Consider the following 23,212-nt stretch of genomic DNA (forward strand, 5'->3'; position numbering starts at 1 on the left):
CCTGTCACCTTCGCAGGTCAAAATACTCTCAGGGTGCCTGCAGTGTCTCGAGGCGTCGCTCGTGGGCGCGCAGCGTGCCCCACACGATCGCCAGCCAGAAGGCATAGACCATCACGCCGCTGGCCTGGGAGAACATCACCCAGGTCATCCCGAAGTCGAGGAAGGTCAGCGGCAGCAGCACGCCGGCGACAGCCAGTGAGCGCAACGTCAGGTCGTCGCTGTCCAGGCGTCGGTAGAAGAGCCGCAGTGGCACCAGGTAGAGGGCCAGCAACGCCAGCAGGCCCAATACTCCGCGCTTGACCCAGGCATCGAGAAACTCGTTGTGGGGATGCTCGTAAGGTTGGACGTGGCGACTCAGCTCTCCCCGCTCGATCATCACATCACGCGCTTCGGCATACCCCGTCTCGCCCCTGCCCAGCCACGGCTGCTCGACGATCATGAGCAGAGCGCCCCGCCACATCTCGAGTCGCGCCCCCGCGGAGGTGCCGGCATTGCGGTCCTCCACGTACTTCGTGACATCCGAGACACCGGCTTCGACACGTTGCTGGATACCGGTCGCCGGCGTCATCACCATCAAGGCGATCACCCCGGCGCACATGAAGACGCCCAGCCTGAGCACACGGCGTGAAATCACCTCCCCATAACTGCGATACAGCACCCAGGCCGCGAAGGGAAAGCCGATCCAACCGCCGCGTGTCCCCGACATCAACGAGCCGATGATGCCGAACGCCCCGCCAACCAGCAGCGCCAGTATCCAATAGCGCCGCCGGGCACCTGCCTGACTCATGGCCCAGCCAAGTCCCGCTAGACACATCAGCCCCATCAACATGCAGATATCGCCGAAATTGATGGTGTTGGTAAAGCCACCGGCGCGGTGCACGCCCCACACCAGCTTCTGCCACATCGCCCAGCTGCCGGTCAGCACGCTGCCGAGGATCAACCCACCCCACATCGCCCCCAGCGACGGAGGACACGACAATACGAGCAACAGCACCGGCACAGCCAGCAACAGGCGGATAGGCACGCCTGCCGTCTGCCACGCATCCCCCTGCAGCAGGATGCTCACCAGCAACAAGGCTGCGAGGCCCGCCATCACGCCGATGACTGTCACGTCCTCCTTGCCAGGCGCGCGCAGCAGCGTGCGCGGCTCGCGCAGCAACCAATAGCCACTGAGCAACACCAGCAGTGCCGGCCCGATGCTATAGCCAGAGGGCACGACCAGGCTGAGCAGACCGAACAGGAAAACGCCGCAGGACACGGGGCGCGACGTCACCGAGGGAACATCGGCGTCAACGGGGGATGAAGCTGAACGAGCGAGGGAATCGTATGACAGCATACCTGGCCTTCCTGACCCAGTGATGACTCTATGAAGGATGGCACGAGCCACTCAAGCGCATGCTGCAGAGGGCTATTGAGGACTCCGTGGGAGGGATAGCCTGACACAACTTCCCTCCTCCTTGGCATCAGGCAAGCAGCATGAAAGTCTTCACCTATGTCCTCTCTACCCGGTGCCCTGTGAAACCATATGAAAACGCCGCATCACGTGGATGCGGCGTTGTATTTTCGATCAAGAACCAGCGCTCAGAATCAATCGTTGCCGAACAGATCGCGGGTGTAGACCTTATCGACCACATCGGCGAGCTCTTCCGCCATGCGATTGCTCAGAATGACGTCAGCTTCCTGCTTGAAAGCCTCGAGGTCTCGCATGACGCGTGAACCGAAGAAGGTGTCCTCTTCCAGTACCGGCTCGTACACCACCACTTCCACACCCTTGGCCTTGATGCGCTTCATCACGCCCTGCATAGCACTGGCGCGGAAGTTGTCAGAGCCTGACTTCATCACCAGGCGATACACCCCCACTACCTGCGGGTTGCGCTTGAGCACGGATTCCGCAATGAAGTCCTTGCGCGTGGTGTTGGCATCGACGATGGCCTGGATCATGTTGTTGGGCACTTCCTGATAATTGGCCAACAACTGCTTGGTATCCTTCGGCAGGCAGTAACCCCCATACCCGAAGGACGGGTTGTGATAGTGCTGGCCGATGCGCGGGTCCAGCCCCACCCCTTCGATGATCTGCCTGGCATCCAGACCATGTGATTCGGCGTAGGTATCCAGCTCATTGAAGTAGGCGACGCGCATCGCCAGGTAGGTATTGGCGAACAGCTTGATGGCCTCTGCCTCGGTGCTGTCAGTGAAGAGCACATCGACACCCTGCTTGATGGCACCTTCCTTGAGCAGCCCAGCGAACACCTCGGCACGCTCGGTGCGCTCACCGACGATGATGCGAGACGGATGCAGGTTGTCGTACAGCGCCTTGCCTTCACGCAGGAATTCCGGCGAGAACATCAGATTCTGAGTCTGGAAACGCTCACGTGCCCCCACTGTATAGCCCACCGGCACAGTGGACTTGATGACCATCACCGCGTCTGGATTGATATCACGCACATCCTGAATCACTGCTTCCACACTCTTGGTGTTGAAGTAGTTGGTGGTGGCATCATAATCCGTCGGCGTCGCGATGATCACGAAATCGGCATCGCGGTAGGCCTCTTCCTTGTCGAGGGTAGCGCGGAAATTCAGATCTCCACGCGCCAGAAACTCATGAATCTCATTATCGACGATAGGTGAGATACCACGGTTCAGGCCTTCCACCTTCTCCGGCACGATATCCAACGCGACGACTTCATGATGCTGAGACAGCAACATGGCGTTGGAGAGACCGACATAACCGGTGCCTGCGATGGCAATTTTCATACAAATTCCTCGATTATATTTGCAAACAATAATTATAGAAAAAATACTTAAAAAATTACAACTATAGCCTCAAAACCAAAATCTTAAGTATAACGAATTTCAATTTATCCCTGTAGTGAGCATATACAAAGAGCTAGGAAATACAACAGTAGGCAATATGAGTATCGTGTAAATAGTCGCTCTAGTAATTTTTACTTGCTTATAATTATCCTCAATAGCTTGAACTACAAATACTAGACATAGAGCCAAGGAATACATACCAACTCTCTTTGACTGATTGCCTCCCATTAAAGCAGCCGACAAGAGCATTATACACAAAATAAATAAAAAGTAATGCAGCACCATCTTTGAATTGCAATCAAATTTCAGACGATAGGATAGAATATAAAACATAAAGAACGAAAACAAAGCTACGATATATATAGAGACACCTAGTTCACCTGTATCAGAGCTGGACTTAGTATCTAATGAAAAAGGTAGCAAGACAAGTACAGCCATGTAAAAAAAGATAGTTAAGTAGCTTATATTGCGTCGATTCGTCCCAGCGTGAAGAAAAGGTGAAAATAAGGCGGCTACATTGTGAGTTAAAAAAGCAAAAGCCAAAGAATAAATTCTTTTTAAATAGCCAGCCTCAATATACATCAAAGACATGAAATAAACAAAAAAACAACAAGATAAGTACTGCCTGTATACGTTATTTATACCCATTACTGATGGAAAAAATAAAAAAAATAAAAACGGGAAATACTGAGGAAGCTTTATATTTTCTCTAGCTTTAAGCACGGCTATAAAACTAAGAAAATCGTAAACCATAAATGTAACTTCTGGCGATCCCAATAAATCATACAAATATCGAGAAATAACCCAATATATAGGCTCCTTTAAGTAATACATTGATATCACATTAGTTTCTAAAGTTGATACGTAAACATTCATATCAATATCAAAACCTGAGTACCGCATAACAGCAGAATTTATCATGAGCAGAATTAATGTACTAGTAAAATATAATACTTTAGAGCTTAAACTGCAAAAGCAATAAATGAGACCTACAAAAAACAAACTAAAATAGCAAACTAATTCATATGTCATAACTGAACCAACTTTTTATAAAGATTATATAACAAAATTCGGTAGTTACTATATGCAAGCGCTGAGAAGCATATTACATTATGGAGTCTATTAGGAAATATCTAGCAAATTTATTTTAGGAGCATAATACTGTTACATTAAAGAAATATTCACAAAAAAGACTACGCAAATCTACCCTACATAGTAACTACATTCAATAAAACTGTACGCCATACAATCTTTCGTTGATAACAGTGGCGCTTCACCATTCACCAGTGGCCACTCGACACCCACGCTGGGGTCATTCCATTTCAGCGAGTACTCATCCCCCGGGGCATAATAATCCGTGCATTTATACTGAAATTCCGCGGTTTCACTGATGACATAGAAGCCATGGGCGAATCCCGGTGGTACCCACAGCATCTGCTGATTGTCTTCACTCAGATGGGCGCCGACCCACTGACCGAACGTCGGGCTGCTCTTGCGCATGTCCACGGCCACATCATAGACTTCTCCCTGGGTGACACGCACCAGCTTGCCCTGCGGCTGCTTCAGCTGGTAGTGCAGGCCACGCAGAATACCCTGACGGGATTTGCTGTGGTTGTCCTGCACGAAGGTGTAATCACCGCAGTGCTCGACGAATTCGCTCTGGCGAAAGGTCTCCATGAAGAAGCCGCGCTCGTCACCGAATTTTTGTGGGGTCAGCAGCACGACATCCGGGATGGCGAGTTTTTCAAAATTCATGCGGGAATTGCTCCTTGTAGGGGACAGATATCACTTCAACAATCACAGGGCTCGATGCCCTGCCGGCCCAGGGCACGACAAGGCTCAGTCTCAATAGCGCGCAGGCATGGGGGGCGCCATGAAAATTCCCGCAGCCCTCGCCTTGTTGGCGACGACTGCGGGAAAGCGAGTACATCAGCATTGACTTCACTGCATGCGTACCCGGCCACAGCACCCTGGCTCATGTGTCGAGCTCAGTAGTTGCCACGGCGCTTGTCATCCAGGCGCTTCAGCAGGTACTGGCCGTAACCGGTCTTCTTGAGTGCGGTGCCCTGCTCTTCGAGCTGCTCGTCGCTGATCCAGCCGTTGATCCAGGCGATTTCCTCGAGACATGCCACCTTCAGGCCCTGACGATGCTCGATGGTCTGCACGTACTGGCCGGCTTCCAGCAGGCTGTCGTGGGTACCGGTATCCAGCCAGGCAAAGCCACGACCCAATCGCTCGACACGCAGATCACCGCGTTCCAGGTAGGCATTGTTGACGCTGGTGATTTCCAGCTCACCACGCTCGGAAGGCTCGACGGACTTGGCGATCTCGACCGCGTCATTGTCATAGAAGTAGAGGCCAGTCACGGCATACGGTGACTTGGGCTTCAGCGGCTTCTCCTCGATGGACATCGCCTTGCCGGACTCATCGAACTCCACCACGCCGAAGCGCTCCGGGTCCTGCACGAGGTAACCGAAAACGGTCGCGCCGCTCGGCTGAGTCGCGGCACGCTTGAGCTGATCCGAGAAGTGCTGACCGTGGAAGATGTTGTCACCCAGCACCAGGCAGACCGGGTCATCGCCGATGAATTCCTCACCGATGATGAAGGCTTGGGCCAGGCCATCCGGACTCGGCTGCACGGCATACTCGAAACGCACGCCGTACTGCTCGCCGTTGCCCAGCAGCTTTTCATATTGCGGCAGGTCTTCCGGGGTGGAGATGATCAGGATCTCGCGGATGCCGGCCAGCATCAGGACAGAGACCGGATAGAAGATCATCGGCTTGTCATAGATCGGCAGCAGCTGCTTGGAAACACCGCGAGTGATTGGATGCAGTCGTGTACCGGAACCACCGGCGAGGATGATGCCCTTGCGCGCCATATCAAAATCCTTGTCGTATCGACGTGTAGCGTTTCATTCGAAGAAGATCAGGTGCCGCGGGATGCCACACACTGAAGATGACCTGCCAATGTGACAGAGACCGCTGACTCAGCGATCCAGATGTTCCCTGAGCGTCAGCGCCAGCTGAGACTGCCAGTCAGGCAGATCGAGGCCAAGTGCCGCCTCAAGTTTCGTCAGCGCAAGACGGGAATTCAGTGGGCGTGTCGCCGGTGTCGGGTATTCCGCTGTCGGAATGCCACCCAGCGTCTGTGGGTCGACAGCCAGGGCTTCGCCCTGCTCGATGGCCAGACGCAAGATAGACTGGGCAAAGCCATGCCAGCTGGTGGTGCCCTGCGGCGCCAGGTGATAAAGCCCGGAGTCGATCCGTTTGCGCAATGCCTCACAGGTGAGCTGGGCGATCAGGCGCGCCGGAGTAGGCGCACCGATCTGATCATTGACGATATTCAGCGCGTCGCGATCACGCCCCAGCTTGAGCATCGTCTTCATGAAGTTGTTGCCACGGGCGGCATACACCCAGCTGGTGCGGAACACCAGATGACGACAGCCACTGGCCAATACTGCCTCATCGCCGACCAGCTTGCTCTCGCCATAGACGGATAGCGGCGCAGTGGGGCTATCTTCACGCCACGGCTGATCTCCATCTCCCGGATAGACGTAATCTGAGGAGTAATGCACCAGTGTCACACCCAGCGCGCTGGCCTTTTCTGCCAACAATGCCGGCAGCTCGGCATTGAGGCGCATAGCGCCCTCGCGCTCCTCCTCGGCCTTGTCGACCGCTGTCCAGGCAGCCGCATTGAGGATCAACTGCGGTTGATAGGCGTCAATCAATGTGGCGACAGCGTCGAGATCGCTGGCATCGACGTCGCTACGGCGCGGAGCACGCACCTCACCGAAGGGCGCAAAGCTGCGCTGCAACTCGAACCCGACCTGGCCATTGCCACCCAGAATCAGAATGCGGCCAAAGCATGTGGACGTCGTCATCATCAGCTCCCGGCACCCAGACGTTCACCGCGATAGCTGCCGTCCTGAACACGCTGCCACCAGCTTTCATTCGCCAGGTACCACTCGACCGTCTTGCGCAGACCGGTCTCGAAGGTTTCTTGCGGTACCCAGCCCAGCTCACGCTCGATCTTGGCGGCATCGATGGCATATCGCACATCATGGCCAGGACGATCAGTCACGTACTTGATCAGGTCTTCATACTTGGCAATGCCGGCCGGCTTCTGCGGTACCAGTTCTTCCAGCAGGGAACACAACGTCTTCACGACTTCGATGTTCTGCTTCTCGTTATGGCCACCGATGTTGTAGGTCTCGGCGATCTCGCCTTCGGTGGCGACCTTGATCAACGCCCGAGCGTGGTCTTCCACGTACAACCAGTCACGCACCTGCTTGCCATCGCCATACACCGGCAGCGCCTTGCCCGCCAGAGCATTCAGAATCATCAGCGGGATGAGCTTCTCGGGGAAATGGTACGGGCCGTAGTTGTTGGAGCAGTTGGTGACCAACGTCGGCAGACCATAGGTACGCTGCCAAGCCCGCACGAGGTGATCCGAACTTGCCTTGCTGGCAGAGTACGGGGAGCTGGGGGCATAGGCAGTCGTCTCGGTGAAGAGGTCTTCCGGCCCTTCGAGATCTCCATACACCTCATCAGTGGAGATGTGATGGAAACGGAAACCAGCAGCCTTCTCGGCATCAGTCTCCTTCAAGCCCTTCCAATACTGACGTGCCGCTTCCAACAGCTGATAGGTACCGACGATATTCGTCTGGATGAAATCCGCCGGACCATCGATGGAGCGATCCACATGGCTCTCGGCCGCCAGGTGCATCACGATATCCGGCTGTAACTCTGCAAAAACAGCTTTCATCTTCTCGCCATCGCAGATGTCCGCCTGCACGAAGTGATATCGCTTAGAATCCGCGACATCCGCCAAGGATTCGAGATTGCCGGCGTAGGTCAATGCATCCAGATTGATGACGGTATGTTGAGTTGAGCGAATCAGCTCACGGACGACCGCAGAGCCGATGAAGCCAGCGCCGCCGGTAACTAAGTAAATAGACATTTTTAATCCAATTCAAGAGCAGAAAAGTATTTTTTAGAAATAACTTCCCAAGTGTAAAAGCGATTAGCAATTGACTTTACTTCAAAGATAGATTTAGTGCAATTATTCTGACTCGAAATTATAATTTCTTTTAAAGAATCAGAATTATTGAAAAACGTACCTTGCCCCTTTAAGGTTTCACGGTTATAACAACAGTCAAAAGCCAGTATAGGTGTAGAAAAATGCATCATTTCAACTAAGGAGGGATTAGTACCACCAGCTGTGTGGCCATGTACATATGTACTAGCATTTGATCTGTATGAATGTAATTCCGCTACATCGTAAATAGGGTCAAGTATATGGATGTTATTATAACCTGTATACTTTTCTCTTAACTTTCGGCCATACTCGCTATTCTCCCAGTTACCTATAAACACAATATTCTTATTTGTCAAAGAGTACGCTTTCAGTATGAGGCCTACACTATTTTCTGGCTCTATACGGCAAACTGAAAGAGCATACTCAAATTTCACTGGGGATTTAACATTATCAGACATATTCAAAGTGGCATGATCACCACCATAAGCAATAGTAAGGGATGCCTTATTATACTCGCGTTGAACATAGTCTGTTATTGCTTTATTATCCGTAATAACAACGTTTGAAAATTTCACAGCCAGTTTTTCAGAAAACTTTAGGAAACTCTTGGCTAACATTGACCATTTATCACGCTTCCACTCTAACCCATCAATATTGGTAACAATTTTAGTCTTAGGCTTTATCAATCTAACAAGAGGTATAATTATGGCCCCAGACACACCTAGTATTAGGATACAATCTGATTTTTTCCTAATCGCAGAGAGTACCGAGATTATATCATAAAAAACACTAGAAATGCCGTTAGCATTTAAATTAATATATTTTAAACTAGCTCCTTTATAAGTTTTTTGTCTATTGACATAAGATTTAGCTGAACAGTAAACAGTAACAGTGTTATTATCAGCCATACCATTTGATAACAAATTCTCTACTAATGTTTCAAAGCCGCCGTACGATGCAGGAACACCGACAATACCAACAATTGAGATTTTCATATCACAACTCTAAATTAGAATATAAATAATGCATACCATAAGTCTCTCTAACCTTAGTTACATTCTCTTTTTTATCTCTTATATTATGTAAATCTAACTCATCTAGAAACGCTGTTAACTGATCACTATCATCTTGCAGAACCCACCCAATGTCATGTTTCGTAATTAACTTATTAACATCCTTAGAGTTATAAGTTATAATCGGCAAAGCTGATGCCATAAAATCAAAAAATTTATTTGGCAAGTAAGAGGCAGCACCCTTTTTAAGTGGCAGAAGACCAACATCAAACTTGGGGAGATTTTTAGATATAAAGAGCGGATGACACATACCATGAAATACTATTCTATTTGATGAAGTCATGCTTTTATATTTTTCTAAATTGATCCCACCACCAAAAATGTGAAAAACAACATTATGAGAAGTGGACGAACAAAAAGCTTTTATAAAACTCGTAAGGTCAAACTGTTGTGATAAATACCCGACATAAGCAATATTTATATTATCGGAGTCTAACTTAACATCCTCGTGCCCAGTACAATCCTCTCTCCATCTAGAATCATCATAACCAAGGGGTATGAATTTAAGCTTGTCTGAATTTATACTGATCGAGGTATTCTTGTGTATCCAGGGTAAAAAACCTGGTGCTACATACAAAATTTTTGCTACATTAGAGAACGAGTACTTATAAAAGAAATTACAATAAGCAGAAAACAAGTCGATCATTTTACTTCGTGATTCAGAGTTCACTAAAGCATCCGGCCATATATCTCTAACATCAACTATTAACTTGAAACCTTTGATCTTCGATGCTAGATTGCATGTAAATAAAACTTCTGGCGGTATTGCATTTACTAACACTGCATCATCTTTTTTGGAGCGAAACAGCAAATAGATCAAGAGCATTAGTGCAAATGAAACATTAGATAACACGCGCATTATAGAGATATTTTTATTGTACTTCAATATAGGGAGTATTACATTAGGGACTTCCATACTCTGCAACTTATTCTTTAGCTCACTTTTGCTTCTTAATAATTTATACCTGTGGTCAAATTTAGACGTAATCAATATAGCTTCTTGATTACTATTACGCATAAACTCTATATTGCGACTTGAAATATCTTTAATGTAGTTTTCAGATTCGAATGGAGCTACAACATGCAACATAAAATTACCTTTTAGTATTTATAAACGAATAATTGCTTACTAATAAGAAAATTAGAAACGCACCAAATAAGACCCCCGCATAGAATAAATGTGTAGTATAGCTAATGCCCCATGCTATACTTACAGCAATTAATAGGTATATATTGATTTTTAGTGCGCTTCGATGGCCACCCCAATATCGGTACCTTAAATCTATAAATAACAAAAGCGATAATAAGTATACAATAAATACTGACAATGATTCAAAGTCGATTTTATTAACGAACTCTATATACATGCCCAACATAACACTCACATTAAATGTATCAAATAAAAGAGCCATGACAGAGGCGGTTAACATAAAAATTATGGGTATAAGTATAGGTGGGTTTGAAAGACTTTTATTTAGAGCGTGTGCATATCTTCGGTTTATCACAACCATGCTAATTTGCCAAAATGCCTCAGCTACCGAATAAGTAATTGACATTGAATCAGTTAACCCCCCCGTAATAACAGCCAGTATTAGAACCGGAGATCTAAAAGAAAAATAATATATGGTACCAGAAACACTTTTAGTCCAAGAATCTCGAATCAATTTCAATAATATATTAAAATCACCCAATTTATTACTAGCAAAAAGCTTTAATGGCATCATTTTAATTATTACGGTAGTAACACAAACGTGACAAAGCAAGTGAATTATTAATAATTCACTTCCACTAGTCGGTCTATAAAGCAAAACTGTCGGTAAAAAAATCAACCAGGGCAAATTTACCATTAAGTCGTATTTATCCGGTGAAATAGTTCTTACTATTCCATTGATATAAAAACTAAATGAGAACACTATAATAGCAACCGGTATGTAGTTGCCTATGTAAATTGATATAAAAAGAGACGATATAAATAGTAGAGCAAAGGTTGGCAGTGCTGAAGACAAAAAATATGAAGAAATCTTATTTGAACCTTTTACTTTTGTAGGCAAATACTCTTCTAAACCTCCTAAAATAATTTTAGTGGCAAGCATCGAAAACGTAAGTCCTAAGAAATAATCAGAAAACACTCCACTCTGTAGATTAGGCGCCAACATCAATAAAAAAGTTAATTTACAACATAAACTAAAAACTTTAAGAAATATTCCCTTATACATTTTTATCCCTATGAATAAGCTAATTCGTTATAAAAACAATTCCAAACCGGTTTAACTTTATAAGCCACCACACTACTAAAGCAACCGACTAAAAGACATTCGAATTAATTAACAAGTGCCTCTTGCATAATAACACTACGATTACATTTGGAACCAAGAATAAAATTTATGTGAGATGTCATTGCGGGAGGTTTTATTCGTATACTTAATCACAATACAAGCAAAGCATACTATCTTGCACCTGAACCAAAAATGACTGTCTTAATGGTACGAACCAAAACAAGTAAATCAAGCCAAAAAGAAAAATTCTTTATATAGTAGAAATCGTATTCCAATTTCTCAATCATGCCTTCTACTTCTGCTGCATACCCTTGTTCAACCTGCGCCCAACCAGTAATTCCAGGGCGCACGACATGGCGATAGTTGAAAAACGGCACATCTTTCTCATACCATTCAGTCAAACTCATAGATTCTGGCCGCGGACCAATCATGCTCATATCGCCTTTCAAGACATTGAAGAGCTGTGGAAGCTCATCCAGGCGGCACTTGCGAATGAATCGCCCCACGCGCGTGATACGTGGATCATTACCTTCTTGGGTAAAGCCAGAGCCTTTCATGTCGGTATACATGCTACGAAACTTGTAGACCGTAAACGGACGGCAGTGGAAGCCCATACGCGGCTGGCAGAACAGCGCCTTGCCCGGGCTATCCAGTCGAATGGCAAGTGCCGTCAGCAACATGACAGGGGCCAACAGCGGAATCAGGATCAAGGCCGCGAGGATATCCATGCCGCGCTTGATCACTTCATAGTCTTCACGTGGCGTTAGAGAGCCGAATTCGTTGGCATAGAGGTGATCCAGCAGTACCTTGCCGGTAATCATTTCATGGGCCTGGGTGGCGTGATACACCGGAATACGGTGAATCGTGCAGTCAGCGAGAAAACGCTGCCACTCTTCCGGGAGATCTGCCCGCAGGTCCGCAACCACGGCGTCAATACGCTTGAACCCGACCAGTGTCGGTTCCTTCATCGCATACCAGTACACTGACTTGCTGTGGTGATCACATAAGGACGGGGCTTTCCCGAAGGGCGCCACTGCCATGCGCTTAGTGGTCAGCTTGCTGTCAACATAATAAAAGGCCCCACCGAAGACGATCGCCAGCACGAAGGAAATCCCGACCTGCAGACGTGACACCTCGATTTCCAGCACACCGCAGATGATGATGAGCAAGGTATAGGCAGCTGCAACTGTCGGAATGACATACGTGAAGGAGCGTGTCCCCGGCAGTTGGCAAAGACGGTTGATCAGCGTCAGCGACAAGGTGAAGGCGGCGGCGGTGCCTAGAATCGCATTCCATTGTGCCAAGGTGGAGGTATTCCAGAAATCGAATCCCCAGCGGTACATGGCAGGCAGTACCACAACCAGTAGCACGCCAAAGAATGTCTGCAGGCGCTTGCTGGCAAGCAAGCGCTCATAGTGACGTGAATAGCGCCGCTGATGCTCCATGGTAGAGCTCATGTCTTTCATGTCTAGTTCCCTTCGAATTCAATATGACTGATAACGGAATACAGCGGGATCATTTATAGCTGTAGTTGTAATAGCCATAATTCTCGCCATAGGCACCGGCGGCCTTGCGCTCCATGGCGTTGAGGATTCCACCTTTCACGGCAATGCCAGAAGCTGCCAGGCGCTTGAGAGAGACTTCCACTTCCTTGGGCGCGTTCACCTCGAAGCGTGAGACCAGCAGTGTCGTGCCCACATGCTTGCCGATGACGGCGGCATCGGTGACGGCAAGGATGGGCGGGGAGTCAATGATGATCAGGTCATAACGCTCGCTGACCGCAGCCAGGAAGTCCCGGAAACGCGCACTCATCAGCAGTTCCGAGGGGTTGGGCGGCGCAATGCCACGCGCGACGTAGGAAAGTGTCTCAAGCGCGGAAACAGGGCGAATGACCTCTTCCAGCGATTTCTTGCCTGCCAGGTAGTCACTCAAGCCACACTCGGAGCGCTCATCGAAGATGGAGTGCATATGGCCCTTGCGCATGTCGGCATCCACTACCAGCACGCGTTGCCCGGCCTGGGCACAGACAGCCGCCAGGTTGGCGGCGATGAAACTCTTGCCTATCCCCGGGCTGGGGCCGGTGATCATCAGGGTGTTGGATGAGGATTCCAGCATGGCGAAGTGCAGGCTGGTGCGTAAGCCACGCAAGGCCTCGATCGCGAGATCCGCAGGATTGCGTTCGGCCAGCAGTCCGTTGGGAATCTTGCGCGAATGCTTGTCTGTCGCACGCTTCACCTTGCGGCTCAGCTTGCCCTGCTCATCCGAGAGCGGGATGGTGGCATACATCGGTAGGCCCAGCGCTTCCAGCTGGTCCGGCGATTCCACCCCACGCCTAAACGCCGCACGCAGCAGAATGACACCGACGGACAGCATGCCACCCAGCAGTGTCATGATGACCACGATCATGGCCTTCTTCGGCTTGACGGGCTGCGGCAAGATACCGGCATCGTCCAGGATGCGCACATTGCCCACCGTACTGGCCTTGGCGATCTCCATTTCCTGCACTTTATTCAGCAGCTGCACATAGATGGCCTGAGTCACTTCCACACTACGTGTCAGGCGCAACACTTCCTGCTGGGTTTCCGGAAGGTCCTTCACCTGAGCATTCAGCTTGTCCATCTCGCGCTTGAGCTGAGACTTCTTCTCGAGCAGTGCCGCGTAGGTGGGGTGGCTAGGCGTATAACGCTTGGCGATCTCGGCTTCGGTCAGTTCCAGCTGATTGACCTGGGCCTCCAGATTCACGATGCGCTCCAGCACTGACTGGGTCTCCAGTGAGAGATCCACACTGTCACGTGACGTCCTGAACGCATTCAGGCGCGATTCCGCCTCATCGAGCTGGGCACGCACCTTGGGTACCTGGTTATCGAGAAACTCGAGACTGTTGCGCGCCTCTTCACTCTGACGCTGAACATTCTGTGAATAATAGATATCCGCGATGGTATTCAGCGTGCGCTGTAGCTCACGCGGCTGCTCGCCCGTCATCGACCAGGAGAGAATGCCGGTCTCCTTGCCCTGCTCCGAGACGGAGAATGATTTACGTAGATCTTCGATCGCCTGCATGCGGCTGATGTGGGTCAGCTCGAATTCCGCGCCTGTAGCGGCATTCAAGGCAGTGACACGCAGATTCAGCTGACCATCGGCAAAGCTGTCCAGCTGATTGATGCGCCCCTTGCCCAGCAACTCACCGTCATTGATCAACTCGTAATGCGCATCATCGACGACACGCAGGGTAATGGTGCTACCCAACATGGCCTCATCGACAGGCATCTCACTGACGCTGATGCTCTCCCCTGCCCAGGTACTTGCCCAACCCTGAGCGAAATCCGGGCGCTCCACCCCGCGGCGCACAAGGAAATCTCCCAGCAGCGGCAGTCGCTTCGGCGTGACGGTGACATCCAGGTTGAGCAGGTCCACCGCGCGGCCGAGTACCATCCGCGAGCGGATGATCTCGATCTCGGACTGGGACGGCGGCTCCTTGCCCAGAATCGAATTGACGTCAGCCAATGGATTGGTCGAAGGGGCATCATCGATCTGGATCAGGGCATCCACCTTGTAGATGGGCGTCGCCAATAGCGCGTAGACCACCCCGATGACGGCAAACAGGCCAGTGATCGCGATGATCCATTGCTTGTGATCGAGCAGGATGCCGAACAGGCGCCCCAGATCAATCGCATCGTCATCGTTGTCGCGAGTGGCAGGCGCTGGCATCGCCCCAGTGGCCGTATGTTGCGGGGTCTGATTCATGAAACACCCTTCGAGTGCTGCGGCTCTCGTGAGAACCAGTGGTAGATGGTAATGAAGAGGGAGACGGGAGGATGACGCGGATCAATCATCACTGCGCAGGTCATCGAAATCACTGGCGGAACGCGTCACCTGATAGACGGCGGTCAGCGTCGGCATCAGCTGGTTGACGACACGGTTCCAGCGACTGAGCGGCGCGGCCGTGACGTAGACCACATCCGAAGGCTGAAGCATGAATTCCGCACCGATCACGAAGGCCGCCGAATCACGCGCATCCAGCTGGTAGACCGTTGCCAGCTTGCCAGTGCTGGTGTCCGCACGCCGCACGACGAAGATGCCCTTGGCATCTGCCTGGCCTTCATCGATACCGCCAGACTGTGCGATGGCATCCGTCAGCGAGATACGCGAATTGCCCATCGCCAGACTGCCCGGCAATTGCACCTCGCCCATTACGTAGACCTTCTGATTGCCCACATCCGGGATATGCAGTACATCGCCGTCGCGCAGCAGACGGTTGTTGCTCAGCGCGCCGTTCTGCAGCAGGTCATACAGCGAGAAGTGCTCATCACTGTCATCACGTGTCAGTACCACGTCGTGCCAGTTGGCCAGCGGCGACAGGCCGCCTGCCTGATTGACGGCATCGAGGATGGTCAGCGGCACATTGGTGATTGGCAGGATTCCCGGCGTTTCCACCTGCCCGGTGACGTAAACCTTCTGGGACTTGAATGCCGCCACCTGCACATCGATCTGCGGGGAGGCGATATAGCCGGACAGGCGACGCTCGATGACCGCCCGCAATTCCTTGACGGTGAGCCCCGCCGCTTTCACGCGCCCGATATAGGGATAAAAGATGGTGCCGTCACTGTGAACGCTGTTGCCGGATTCGATGGCGCTGCGCTCGGAGCCAGCCGGGATGGTCAGTTCGGGGTGGTCATAGACGATGATGTTGAGCACATCCCCTCGGCCGATACGGTAATCGTAATCGGCCAGCTGCTGTTCCAGCTTCTCATTGTCACGCTGGGCCTTCCCGTGACTGTCCTTCAAGGCATCTACCATGCCAAAGGTGATGGGCCGGACCTCGAGCGCATCATCCAGGGGAGCCGTTTCCGTTTGATAATCCATGTTGCCACCGGGGGCAAAGGCACAGCCGGTGGTAGACAACATGGCAATCAACAGCGCGGTGGTCATTGCCAGGCGGGGGCGCGGCTTCAGCGCACAGCCCTTGCCAAACATGGTGACCTTGATCATGTAAAACCCCCGAAACCTGCAAGATGAAGTAAGCAGCTCACCCGGCGCGCCTTGGCAAGGCACATCCGCCATGAGTGCTGAAGCGATGAAAGACGATGGATCGTCAGGAAGAGACGCTGGTTCGCTGCCCAGGAACCGAGGTGGTGCACCTCTGAGCCCTTCAGCGTTCAGGCACGCTACCGCCCTGAGGTATATGACGGCGCTTACCCCAAGGCCCGGACACGCCCACCAGCAGAGGCTGCTGATGACGCGACAGAATTGCTTCCACGATGGAAACAATTAAAGAATTTTAAGACGAACGTTTCCCCACCCTGGAAAGGGCGTTACGAGAAGTCATAGGGAAAGCAGCAATGCAATGTGGCGCCTTGAAACGAAGTTCTCGAGTTCAATGCTGGATGGCCTTGACTCCTTCTCTTGATTTCATCAAGGCGAGACACAAAGCAGCACCTCAAGACAGAAAGCACATAGTAAGCATCGCCTTGAGGCGTGAGGATTCATCCATCACACGCAGGCATGTCGAGCTCATGAAGTTGCTTTGTGTCTTGACGCTATAGCGTTTGAGTGACTCAACTATGACATTGGCAGTACAAGAACTTCTTTACGCAAAAAAGCACGTCACCAGCGAGTCAGATGCAGGCGTGATTGACAAGAAAGAAGATTGCCAGCAGTAGCGGTAGGAGAATGTGTCACTTGCCAGAGGAGCACACGACAACCTCTGTGGTGCTTGATTTCCTATCAATCTGGTTCGCACCCTTGCCAACCCTGTCGCCTTTTCGCAACACCACGGTGACAAATTAGGTGCGCATCATACTGTAAAATCACGCAATTCATCTACCAGTTTTTCACATTTCATTCAGGTCCAGGAGTGAGAATCTGGCACCATGCATCTCATAAGATACTGATATAAAGACAATTTTCTATCATTTCACCCACTTTCCACTGTACCGTTCACAGTTGACAAGACCCACCGTGCGTCTGTCATATGCGACGCAGTAGTACTCACATGCCTCCGCGCCGTTACACAGAGATACGCAAATATACATTCTGGACCACAACAAGCCCCGACAAGCATTAGACAAACCATTCCCAAGAAATTAATTAAGCACCTTCTTATAATGACTTTCACTAACCGGATTTAGTAAGCTCAGCCCCCTGAAAGATTTAAGGCCCCATATGATTTCGGTAGGTGAAGACGTCACATTGGCTCCCATATCTCTGCCAGCGGGTGAATTGAGATTCTCTAAAGAATGGGAATACGCTAAGATGGTTCGCACTATCACTAGATGCGCCATGCTTCAACTGATTTCACCTGTCATTGATGAGAATGTCATGGCTTGAGTGTCCGCTTGCTTCTTTCACTCGCATGCCGGGCGCATTGTTCCAACTCTGTTCAAGTCTTGTCATAAAAATGTGCATGACCTGCCAATTGGTGCCAACAGGGAACCTATCGGCAGGACATCACGATCACAACCAGATGTGCAGATGTACTCTGCAGGAGATAAGGCCCTCTCATGAAACGTACTGCTACAACATTGGTCATCGCGGGATTGGCGCTATCCCCTCTCGTTGCCGGGATCACGCGCGCGGAAAGTGAAGCGCCAGCGCAGACGGGCACGACATCCACCGGCTCTTCCACAAGTACGGGCAGTAGCAGCGGTGGTGGCACTGCCGCAGGTGCCGGCGCAGCCGGTGGCATGGCAGCCGGCAGCATCGCCGCCGTTGCCGCTGGCCTCGCAGCGGCAGTGGGCGTCGCGGCGACTGTCGCATCTGGTGGCGATGGCAGTAGTGGTGGTAGCACTGGCGGCGATATCGGCACTGATCCGGGTGATGGCGGCGGCGGCGACGGCGGCACTGATCCAGGTGATGGCGGCGACGGCGGCACTGATCCAGGTGATGGTGGCGATGGCGGCACTGATCCGGGTGATGGCGGCGATGGCGGCACTGATCCGGGTGATGGCGGCGATGGCGGCACTGATCCGGGTGATGGTGGCGATGGCGGCACTGATCCGGGTGATGGTGGCGACGGCGGTACTTATCCGGGTGATGGCTCCACTGGCACCACCGATCCGGGCGATGGCGACGGCTCCACTGGCACCACCGATCCGGGTGACGGCGACGGCTCCACTGGCACCACCGATCCGGGTGACGGCGACGGCTCCACTGGCACCACCGATCCGGGTGACGGCGACGGCTCCACTGGCACCACCGATCCGGGCGATGGCGACGGCTCCACTGGCACCACCGATCCGGGTGACGGCGATGGCTCGACTGGCACCACCGATCCGGGTGACGGCGACGGCTCGACTGGCACCACCGATCCGGGCGATGGCGACGGCTCCCCTGGCACCACCGACCCAGGTGACGGCGATGGCTCGACTGGCACCACCGATCCGGGCGATGGCGACGGCTCGACCGGCACCACCGACCCAGGTGACGGCGACGGCTCCACTGGCACCACTGATCCGGGCGATGGCGACGGCTCGACCGGCACGACTGATCCCGACGATGGCAGTAACCCGGATGACGGCGGCGAGCCGGGCGATGGTGACGGCACGACAGGTACCACCGGGACGACAGGCACCACTGGCACGACAGGTACCACGGGCACGACCGGCACCACCGGTTCTACCGGGACGACAGGCACCACCGGCACGACAGGTACTTTCTGATCATCATGATCTCGACATCCATCAGAATGGGGGGTCGCCTGGCGGCCCCTTTGCTCGTGTCCGGCGCACTGCTGCTTGGCGGCTGTTCCGCGCTTGAGCAGGGGCAGCTGGGTCAGACGGCGAGTGCCGTGTTCGGCAGCGATCAATTCGATGCCGAGCGCGCGCGCGCCCTGCCCTACGCGTCGCTGCGTCTACGCTACGACGGCAACACCGGCATGGTGGTACTGGCGTCACTTGAGACCGTCAGTTCCCGCCCCCCCAGCGCCACGGACGCGAGTCCGACACAAGCAGACCACGAGCTGTCTTCACCGGCAGCCTCGTCATCTTCCGCCACTTCTGCCGGAACAGTGACGACTCCCTCGTTGTCTCCGACAGAACTGGCCCGTTTTGAAACCGCGGACCACGCCTTCGTTCGCCTGGAGAACGGCTGGCTGACCGGCACCGCCGGCTTCGACAGCGACCTCCTGGACATGCATCGCGAGACTCGCCTGACCACGCTGATGTCCGCGTTGGCCGCTGGCGAGCCGGCTCCCGGCTACCACGTACGCACGCGCTGGCAACGCGCCAATGGCACCGAGGGCTATGCCCAGGGCCGTGCCGACTGGTCGTGTGCCGCGCCGAGCGTGCAGCCCTTCCCGCTTGGCGAGCAACGCGTCGCCCGCTGTGAGGAGAGCATTCACTGGAGCGACGGCACGTTGAGCGTCAATCACTACGCGGTGGCGCCCGCCATGACACCGGATGCCTCCCCCAGAATCTGGGCGGCAGAGGTTCAGGCCTGGCCTGACTCACCCCATTGGCATTGGGAGGTGGCACGTGCCTGGTGGTAAGCGTGGTACCCGGTATGAAAGTGCCTGGCAAGACGGTACATGGCATGACAGCCGCCGGCGTCAGCGCCTTGATCACGTCGCCCCTCGCGGGGGAGCCGACGGCCATTCTCCTGTTCGTCGAGGTGTCGTGAAACCTTATCTGCCAACACGTCTGAAGGCCGTCCTGTCCGCCGCACTACTCGGCTCTCTGATGGCCGCGTCAGGGGCCTTTCTGACGCCTGCGCCAGCGTTTGCCGCTGATGCCGCGACTGACCGCGCTCAGCCACCCACCACGCTGACCATCAGCGAGGCACTGTCACGTCACCTCGCCGAACTGAGGGGTGAGCACGGCATTGAATGGCCGCACACCTTCGTGGCGACCCGGCAGGCACGTGAGCACTCCCGCCATCTGGGACGTCGGCTGTTCTTCGAATTGCGTCAACTGAGTTCACAGGCGGTGTTCGATGAGCGGTTGCCCGCCGCCGGGCTCAAGCATTGGATGCAGATCGTCAAGCGCACGCCGATCGGCGGCCGTCAGGTGGGGCGTATCGATCCCATCGCACTGTGGCGTTTCCCGCGCCTGGATATCCCGCTCAGCACGCATGACTGGATCGGGCAATGCCAGCCCGAGACACGCCTCCAGCTGTGGAGCGCCGTGGGCGTTCGTCAGCTTGACTGGCGGCCAGAGCTGACCCTGCGCGAGGCCATCGCCGGCCTGCCGGGCGCACGGACCAGCGCCGAGAGCGCCAGTGTCATCACGCTCAGCGGCCGAGTGATCGAGCGCGGTATCAGCGCCTGGAACGAGCAGCCCTACACGCTGGCACCGGGGGATCGTGTCGTGATCCATCTGCCGCGCCTCTCGCCCTCGGCGGCCTGGGTCAATCGCAGTCTTCCCGAGTGGTTGAGCCTGCAATGGCCGGGCAAGGCGTGCCGCAGCCTGGATGCCATCACGGGCCAACCCCAGGCGCCGGAGTACCTGCTGTCGCTGCGTGAGCTGGACGCCTCTCCTGAGGCAGCAGAAGCGAAAGCCCCAGAAGGCACGGCTGAGGCGAAGGTGGCGGCCGACAACGCCCCCGCCGACGCGTCGACGCCCGCATCCGACGAGAGTGAGACCCCATGAGCGAGGCGTCCATGAACCCGCCGCATGCTTCGCGCTCAGGCAAGCAAAGGATGGCAGCAGACAGCATGCATCATTTCCCCTCTTCTCCCGCCATGCAGGCCAGGCCGCGTCTGGCACCGCTGCCACGCATCATTCGCAGGCTGGCGCTGCTCAGCGCGGGCGTGATGCTGGCACCCGTGAGCCACGCCGGCGTGCTGGATGGTCCGCAGCCCGTTGAGAGCCGCCTGAGCGGCCTGGGGCACGGCCAATCGGATTTCGGCGGCGTCGGGCTGATGCAGACACCGACCGCGCGCATGCAGAAGCCGGGCAGCATCCACTTCTCCTACAGCCAGGTCGAACCGTATCAGCGCTATAACGTCAGCCTGCAGCCGCTTGACTGGCTGGAAGTGGGCTTTCGCTATACCGAGGTCACCAACCGCCTGTATGGCGAATCCATCGCCGGTGACCGCGATTATCTGGACAAGGGGGTCGATGCCAAGATCCGCCTGTGGGAAGAGAGCCGCTATCTGCCGCAGCTCGCGGTCGGCCTGCGCGACATGGGCGGTACCAGCCTGTTCGGTAGTGAATATCTGGTCGCCAGCAAGCGCTGGTATGACCTGGACTTCACGCTGGGACTGGGCTGGGGGTATCTGGGCTCTCGCGGGGATCTCTCCAACCCCATCGGCTGGATACGCGACAGCTACAACGACCGTCCCGGTCGCGGCGAGACCGGCGGTGACCAGGGTGGCGAGTTCTCCCTCAACAGCCTGTTCAAGGGCGACATGGGCGTGTTCGGCGGCGTGGAATGGCAGACCCCGTGGGACCCGCTGGTGATGATGGTGGAGCTGGATGGCAACGACTATCAGAGCGAGCCACAGGACAACGATCAAGCGCAGGACAGCCCGATCAATCTGGGCGCTCGCCTGAGCGTGACGGACAACCTGACCCTCAAGGCCGGTTGGGAGCGGGGCAATACCGCGATGCTGGGCGTCAACTTCGGGGTGGATCTCGCCGGGCTCTCCCAGGCCAAGCTGGACCGCCCGCCGGAGGCCTTGCAGGCAGAAGCCCCCTCACGCAACCAGGTCAGCTGGCCTGAGCTGTCCCGCGAGATCCAGGCGCAATCCGGCATTCGTGTCGATAGCCTGTCCCGCGAAGGCACGGCGCTGATCGTCAGCGGCGAGAGTACGCGTTTCCGCTCGACCGCACAGGCCGAAGGCCGTGCCAACCGCGTATTGCACAACCGCCTGGATGACTATTTCGAGAGCTTCCATTACCGCCTGCGCTCCGGCGGCCTGGATACCCGCGAAGATGTCCACCAGCGTGCCGATATCGTCAACGCCGGTCACGACGCCCGCCAGCAGCTGCGCTATACCCATGGCGTCTATGCGCTGGCCGCCACCGAACCCGACAGTGACGAGGCACAAGGTGCCGCACGCTACCCGGGTGAGAAGGTACTGCTCGAGAATCCCGATGATCGCTGGAGCGCCGGCTTCTCCCCCGGCCTCAACCAGAACATCGGCGGCCCGGATGGCTATCTCTATCAAGCCTATCTGCGCGGCTCCGCCGCCTGGCGTACCGATCGCCACGGCTGGCTCTCCGGCTCGGCGCAGCTGACCCTGTTCGACAACTTCGACAAGTTCGATTACATCTCGGACTCCAAGCTGCCGAGGGTTCGCTCCTATATCGGGCGCTATATCGAAGAGACCGACGTCGGTATCGACAACCTGCAGTACACCCGCACCCACCAGTTCGGGCGTGACTGGTACGGCATGGCCTATGGCGGCATCCTGGAGATGATGTATGCCGGTGTCGGCGCCGAGGTGCTCTATCGTCCGCTGGGCTCTCCACTGGCCTACGGGGTCGATGTGAACTGGGTCAAGCAGCGTGAATTCGACCAGCAGTTCGGGTTGCGCGACTACTCCACCACCACCGGCCATGCCAGCGTCTACTGGGATACCGGCTACGAGGATGTGCTGGCCAAGGCCAGTATCGGCCGCTATCTGGCAGAAGATGTCGGCGTGACGCTGGATGTCTCGCGCGGCTTCGCCAATGGCGCACGCATGGGTGCCTGGGCCACCTTTACCGATGCCGGTGACGACTTCGGTGAGGGTAGCTTCGACAAGGGCCTCTACATCGTGCTGCCGCTGGATGCCTTCTTCATGCACTCCACCCGCGACAATGTCGGCCTGGCATGGAATCCGCTGACGCGTGATGGTGGCGCCCGCCTCAATCGCAAGTTCAGCCTGTATGACATGACCAGCTATCGCGACATGGACGACTACTGGCGCGGTTTCGCCTCACAGGTATGGAAGTGATCCTGACCGCAAGCTGACCACTGGTCCCGCAGACAACGGCAGGTCGTGCTGAAATTCCCTCTGTCACCTGCCGTGCCAACGACAAGGCCCCGATCCTCTGGATCGGGGCCTTGTCGTCTACGCCTTCTGGTCT

At 54.0% G+C, this 23,212-nt stretch carries 17 protein-coding genes; 4 read left to right on the forward strand and 13 right to left on the reverse strand.

What is annotated here, in order from left to right:
- Window positions 1-28 precede the first annotated feature (28 nt).
- The 13 genes from BOH68_RS10700 to BOH68_RS10760 all read right to left on the reverse strand — a co-directional run bounded on the left by BOH68_RS10700 (window position 29) and on the right by BOH68_RS10760 (window position 16,190).
- A complete protein-coding gene (locus tag BOH68_RS10700) occupies window positions 29-1,336 on the reverse strand; it encodes an O-antigen ligase family protein (RefSeq protein ID WP_077373731.1) in 1,308 nt (435 codons plus the stop codon).
- Window positions 1,337-1,587: 251 nt separating this feature from the next.
- Complete coding sequence (locus BOH68_RS10705) at window positions 1,588-2,754, reverse strand: nucleotide sugar dehydrogenase (RefSeq protein WP_077373734.1); 1,167 nt, start codon at window positions 2,752-2,754, stop codon at window positions 1,588-1,590.
- Window positions 2,755-2,853: 99 nt separating this feature from the next.
- Complete coding sequence (locus BOH68_RS10710; RefSeq protein ID WP_077373738.1) at window positions 2,854-3,846, reverse strand: EpsG family protein; 993 nt, start codon at window positions 3,844-3,846, stop codon at window positions 2,854-2,856.
- Window positions 3,847-4,017: 171 nt separating this feature from the next.
- Complete coding sequence (rfbC, locus tag BOH68_RS10715) at window positions 4,018-4,569, reverse strand: dTDP-4-dehydrorhamnose 3,5-epimerase (protein WP_077373741.1); 552 nt, start codon at window positions 4,567-4,569, stop codon at window positions 4,018-4,020.
- A 233-nt stretch (window positions 4,570-4,802) separates the two neighbouring features.
- The gene (gene rfbA / locus BOH68_RS10720; protein WP_077373743.1) at window positions 4,803-5,693 is read right to left on the reverse strand and encodes a glucose-1-phosphate thymidylyltransferase RfbA; all 891 of its coding nucleotides are present in this window, start codon (window positions 5,691-5,693) and stop codon (window positions 4,803-4,805) included.
- Between the two features lie 108 nt (window positions 5,694-5,801).
- A complete protein-coding gene (rfbD, locus tag BOH68_RS10725; RefSeq protein WP_077373746.1) occupies window positions 5,802-6,695 on the reverse strand; it encodes a dTDP-4-dehydrorhamnose reductase in 894 nt (297 codons plus the stop codon).
- A gap of 2 nt (window positions 6,696-6,697) precedes the next feature.
- Window positions 6,698-7,774: a dTDP-glucose 4,6-dehydratase gene (gene rfbB, locus BOH68_RS10730; protein ID WP_077373748.1), complete on the reverse strand. Its 1,077-nt coding sequence runs from the start codon at window positions 7,772-7,774 to the stop codon at window positions 6,698-6,700.
- Between the two features lie 2 nt (window positions 7,775-7,776).
- On the reverse strand, window positions 7,777-8,847 hold the full coding sequence (locus BOH68_RS10735) for a DUF1972 domain-containing protein (protein WP_077373751.1): 1,071 nt from the start codon (window positions 8,845-8,847) through the stop codon (window positions 7,777-7,779).
- A 1-nt stretch (window position 8,848) separates the two neighbouring features.
- Window positions 8,849-10,015, reverse strand: a complete 1,167-nt coding sequence (locus BOH68_RS10740) for a glycosyltransferase (RefSeq protein WP_077373754.1) — start codon at window positions 10,013-10,015, stop codon at window positions 8,849-8,851.
- Window positions 10,016-10,019: 4 nt separating this feature from the next.
- Window positions 10,020-11,018: a hypothetical protein gene (locus BOH68_RS10745; RefSeq protein WP_139345436.1), complete on the reverse strand. Its 999-nt coding sequence runs from the start codon at window positions 11,016-11,018 to the stop codon at window positions 10,020-10,022.
- Window positions 11,019-11,371: 353 nt separating this feature from the next.
- Window positions 11,372-12,667, reverse strand: coding sequence for an exopolysaccharide biosynthesis polyprenyl glycosylphosphotransferase (locus BOH68_RS10750; RefSeq protein WP_219815770.1), 1,296 nt, complete (start codon window positions 12,665-12,667; stop codon window positions 11,372-11,374).
- A gap of 49 nt (window positions 12,668-12,716) precedes the next feature.
- Window positions 12,717-14,945, reverse strand: a complete 2,229-nt coding sequence (locus BOH68_RS10755) for a polysaccharide biosynthesis tyrosine autokinase (protein WP_077373757.1) — start codon at window positions 14,943-14,945, stop codon at window positions 12,717-12,719.
- Between the two features lie 81 nt (window positions 14,946-15,026).
- Complete coding sequence (locus BOH68_RS10760) at window positions 15,027-16,190, reverse strand: polysaccharide export protein (RefSeq protein WP_308457327.1); 1,164 nt, start codon at window positions 16,188-16,190, stop codon at window positions 15,027-15,029.
- A gap of 1,511 nt (window positions 16,191-17,701) precedes the next feature.
- Between BOH68_RS10760 and BOH68_RS10765 the strand changes: the two genes are divergently transcribed.
- The 4 genes from BOH68_RS10765 (at window position 17,702) to BOH68_RS10780 (ending at window position 23,079) form a co-directional block, all read left to right on the forward strand.
- The gene (locus tag BOH68_RS10765; protein ID WP_456821149.1) at window positions 17,702-18,859 is read left to right on the forward strand and encodes a hypothetical protein; all 1,158 of its coding nucleotides are present in this window, start codon (window positions 17,702-17,704) and stop codon (window positions 18,857-18,859) included.
- Between the two features lie 5 nt (window positions 18,860-18,864).
- Window positions 18,865-19,686 carry a hypothetical protein gene (locus tag BOH68_RS10770; protein WP_077373763.1) on the forward strand — a complete coding sequence of 274 codons (822 nt, stop codon included), beginning with the start codon at window positions 18,865-18,867 and terminating at the stop codon, window positions 19,684-19,686.
- 127 nt (window positions 19,687-19,813) lie between these two features.
- Window positions 19,814-20,785, forward strand: coding sequence for a capsule biosynthesis GfcC family protein (locus BOH68_RS10775; RefSeq protein WP_170877374.1), 972 nt, complete (start codon window positions 19,814-19,816; stop codon window positions 20,783-20,785).
- A gap of 65 nt (window positions 20,786-20,850) precedes the next feature.
- Window positions 20,851-23,079 (forward strand): YjbH domain-containing protein, encoded by a 2,229-nt coding sequence (locus BOH68_RS10780; protein ID WP_258038200.1) that lies wholly within the window; start codon window positions 20,851-20,853, stop codon window positions 23,077-23,079.
- Window positions 23,080-23,212: the final 133 nt, after the last annotated feature.

The sequence above is a fragment of the Cobetia sp. MM1IDA2H-1 genome, assembly GCF_002916775.2.
In the GTDB taxonomy this organism is placed as follows: Bacteria; Pseudomonadota; Gammaproteobacteria; order Pseudomonadales; family Halomonadaceae; genus Cobetia; species Cobetia marina.

Coding starts and splice junctions, on each gene's coding strand:
- BOH68_RS10770 (WP_077373763.1), top strand. CDS start 18,865: ATGATCTCGACATCCATCAGAATGGGGGGTCGCCTGGCGGCCCCTTTG.
- BOH68_RS10755 (WP_077373757.1), bottom strand. CDS start 14,945: ATGAATCAGACCCCGCAACATACGGCCACTGGGGCGATGCCAGCGCCT.
- BOH68_RS10750 (WP_219815770.1), bottom strand. CDS start 12,667: ATGAAAGACATGAGCTCTACCATGGAGCATCAGCGGCGCTATTCACGT.
- BOH68_RS10710 (WP_077373738.1), bottom strand. CDS start 3,846: ATGACATATGAATTAGTTTGCTATTTTAGTTTGTTTTTTGTAGGTCTC.
- rfbB (WP_077373748.1), bottom strand. CDS start 7,774: ATGTCTATTTACTTAGTTACCGGCGGCGCTGGCTTCATCGGCTCTGCG.
- rfbC (WP_077373741.1), bottom strand. CDS start 4,569: ATGAATTTTGAAAAACTCGCCATCCCGGATGTCGTGCTGCTGACCCCA.
- rfbD (WP_077373746.1), bottom strand. CDS start 6,695: ATGACGACGTCCACATGCTTTGGCCGCATTCTGATTCTGGGTGGCAAT.
- rfbA (WP_077373743.1), bottom strand. CDS start 5,693: ATGGCGCGCAAGGGCATCATCCTCGCCGGTGGTTCCGGTACACGACTG.
- BOH68_RS10740 (WP_077373754.1), bottom strand. CDS start 10,015: ATGTTGCATGTTGTAGCTCCATTCGAATCTGAAAACTACATTAAAGAT.
- BOH68_RS10765 (WP_456821149.1), top strand. CDS start 17,702: ATGAAACGTACTGCTACAACATTGGTCATCGCGGGATTGGCGCTATCC.
- BOH68_RS10780 (WP_258038200.1), top strand. CDS start 20,851: ATGCATCATTTCCCCTCTTCTCCCGCCATGCAGGCCAGGCCGCGTCTG.
- BOH68_RS10735 (WP_077373751.1), bottom strand. CDS start 8,847: ATGAAAATCTCAATTGTTGGTATTGTCGGTGTTCCTGCATCGTACGGC.
- BOH68_RS10705 (WP_077373734.1), bottom strand. CDS start 2,754: ATGAAAATTGCCATCGCAGGCACCGGTTATGTCGGTCTCTCCAACGCC.
- BOH68_RS10700 (WP_077373731.1), bottom strand. CDS start 1,336: ATGCTGTCATACGATTCCCTCGCTCGTTCAGCTTCATCCCCCGTTGAC.
- BOH68_RS10745 (WP_139345436.1), bottom strand. CDS start 11,018: ATGCTTGCCACTAAAATTATTTTAGGAGGTTTAGAAGAGTATTTGCCT.
- BOH68_RS10760 (WP_308457327.1), bottom strand. CDS start 16,190: ATGATCAAGGTCACCATGTTTGGCAAGGGCTGTGCGCTGAAGCCGCGC.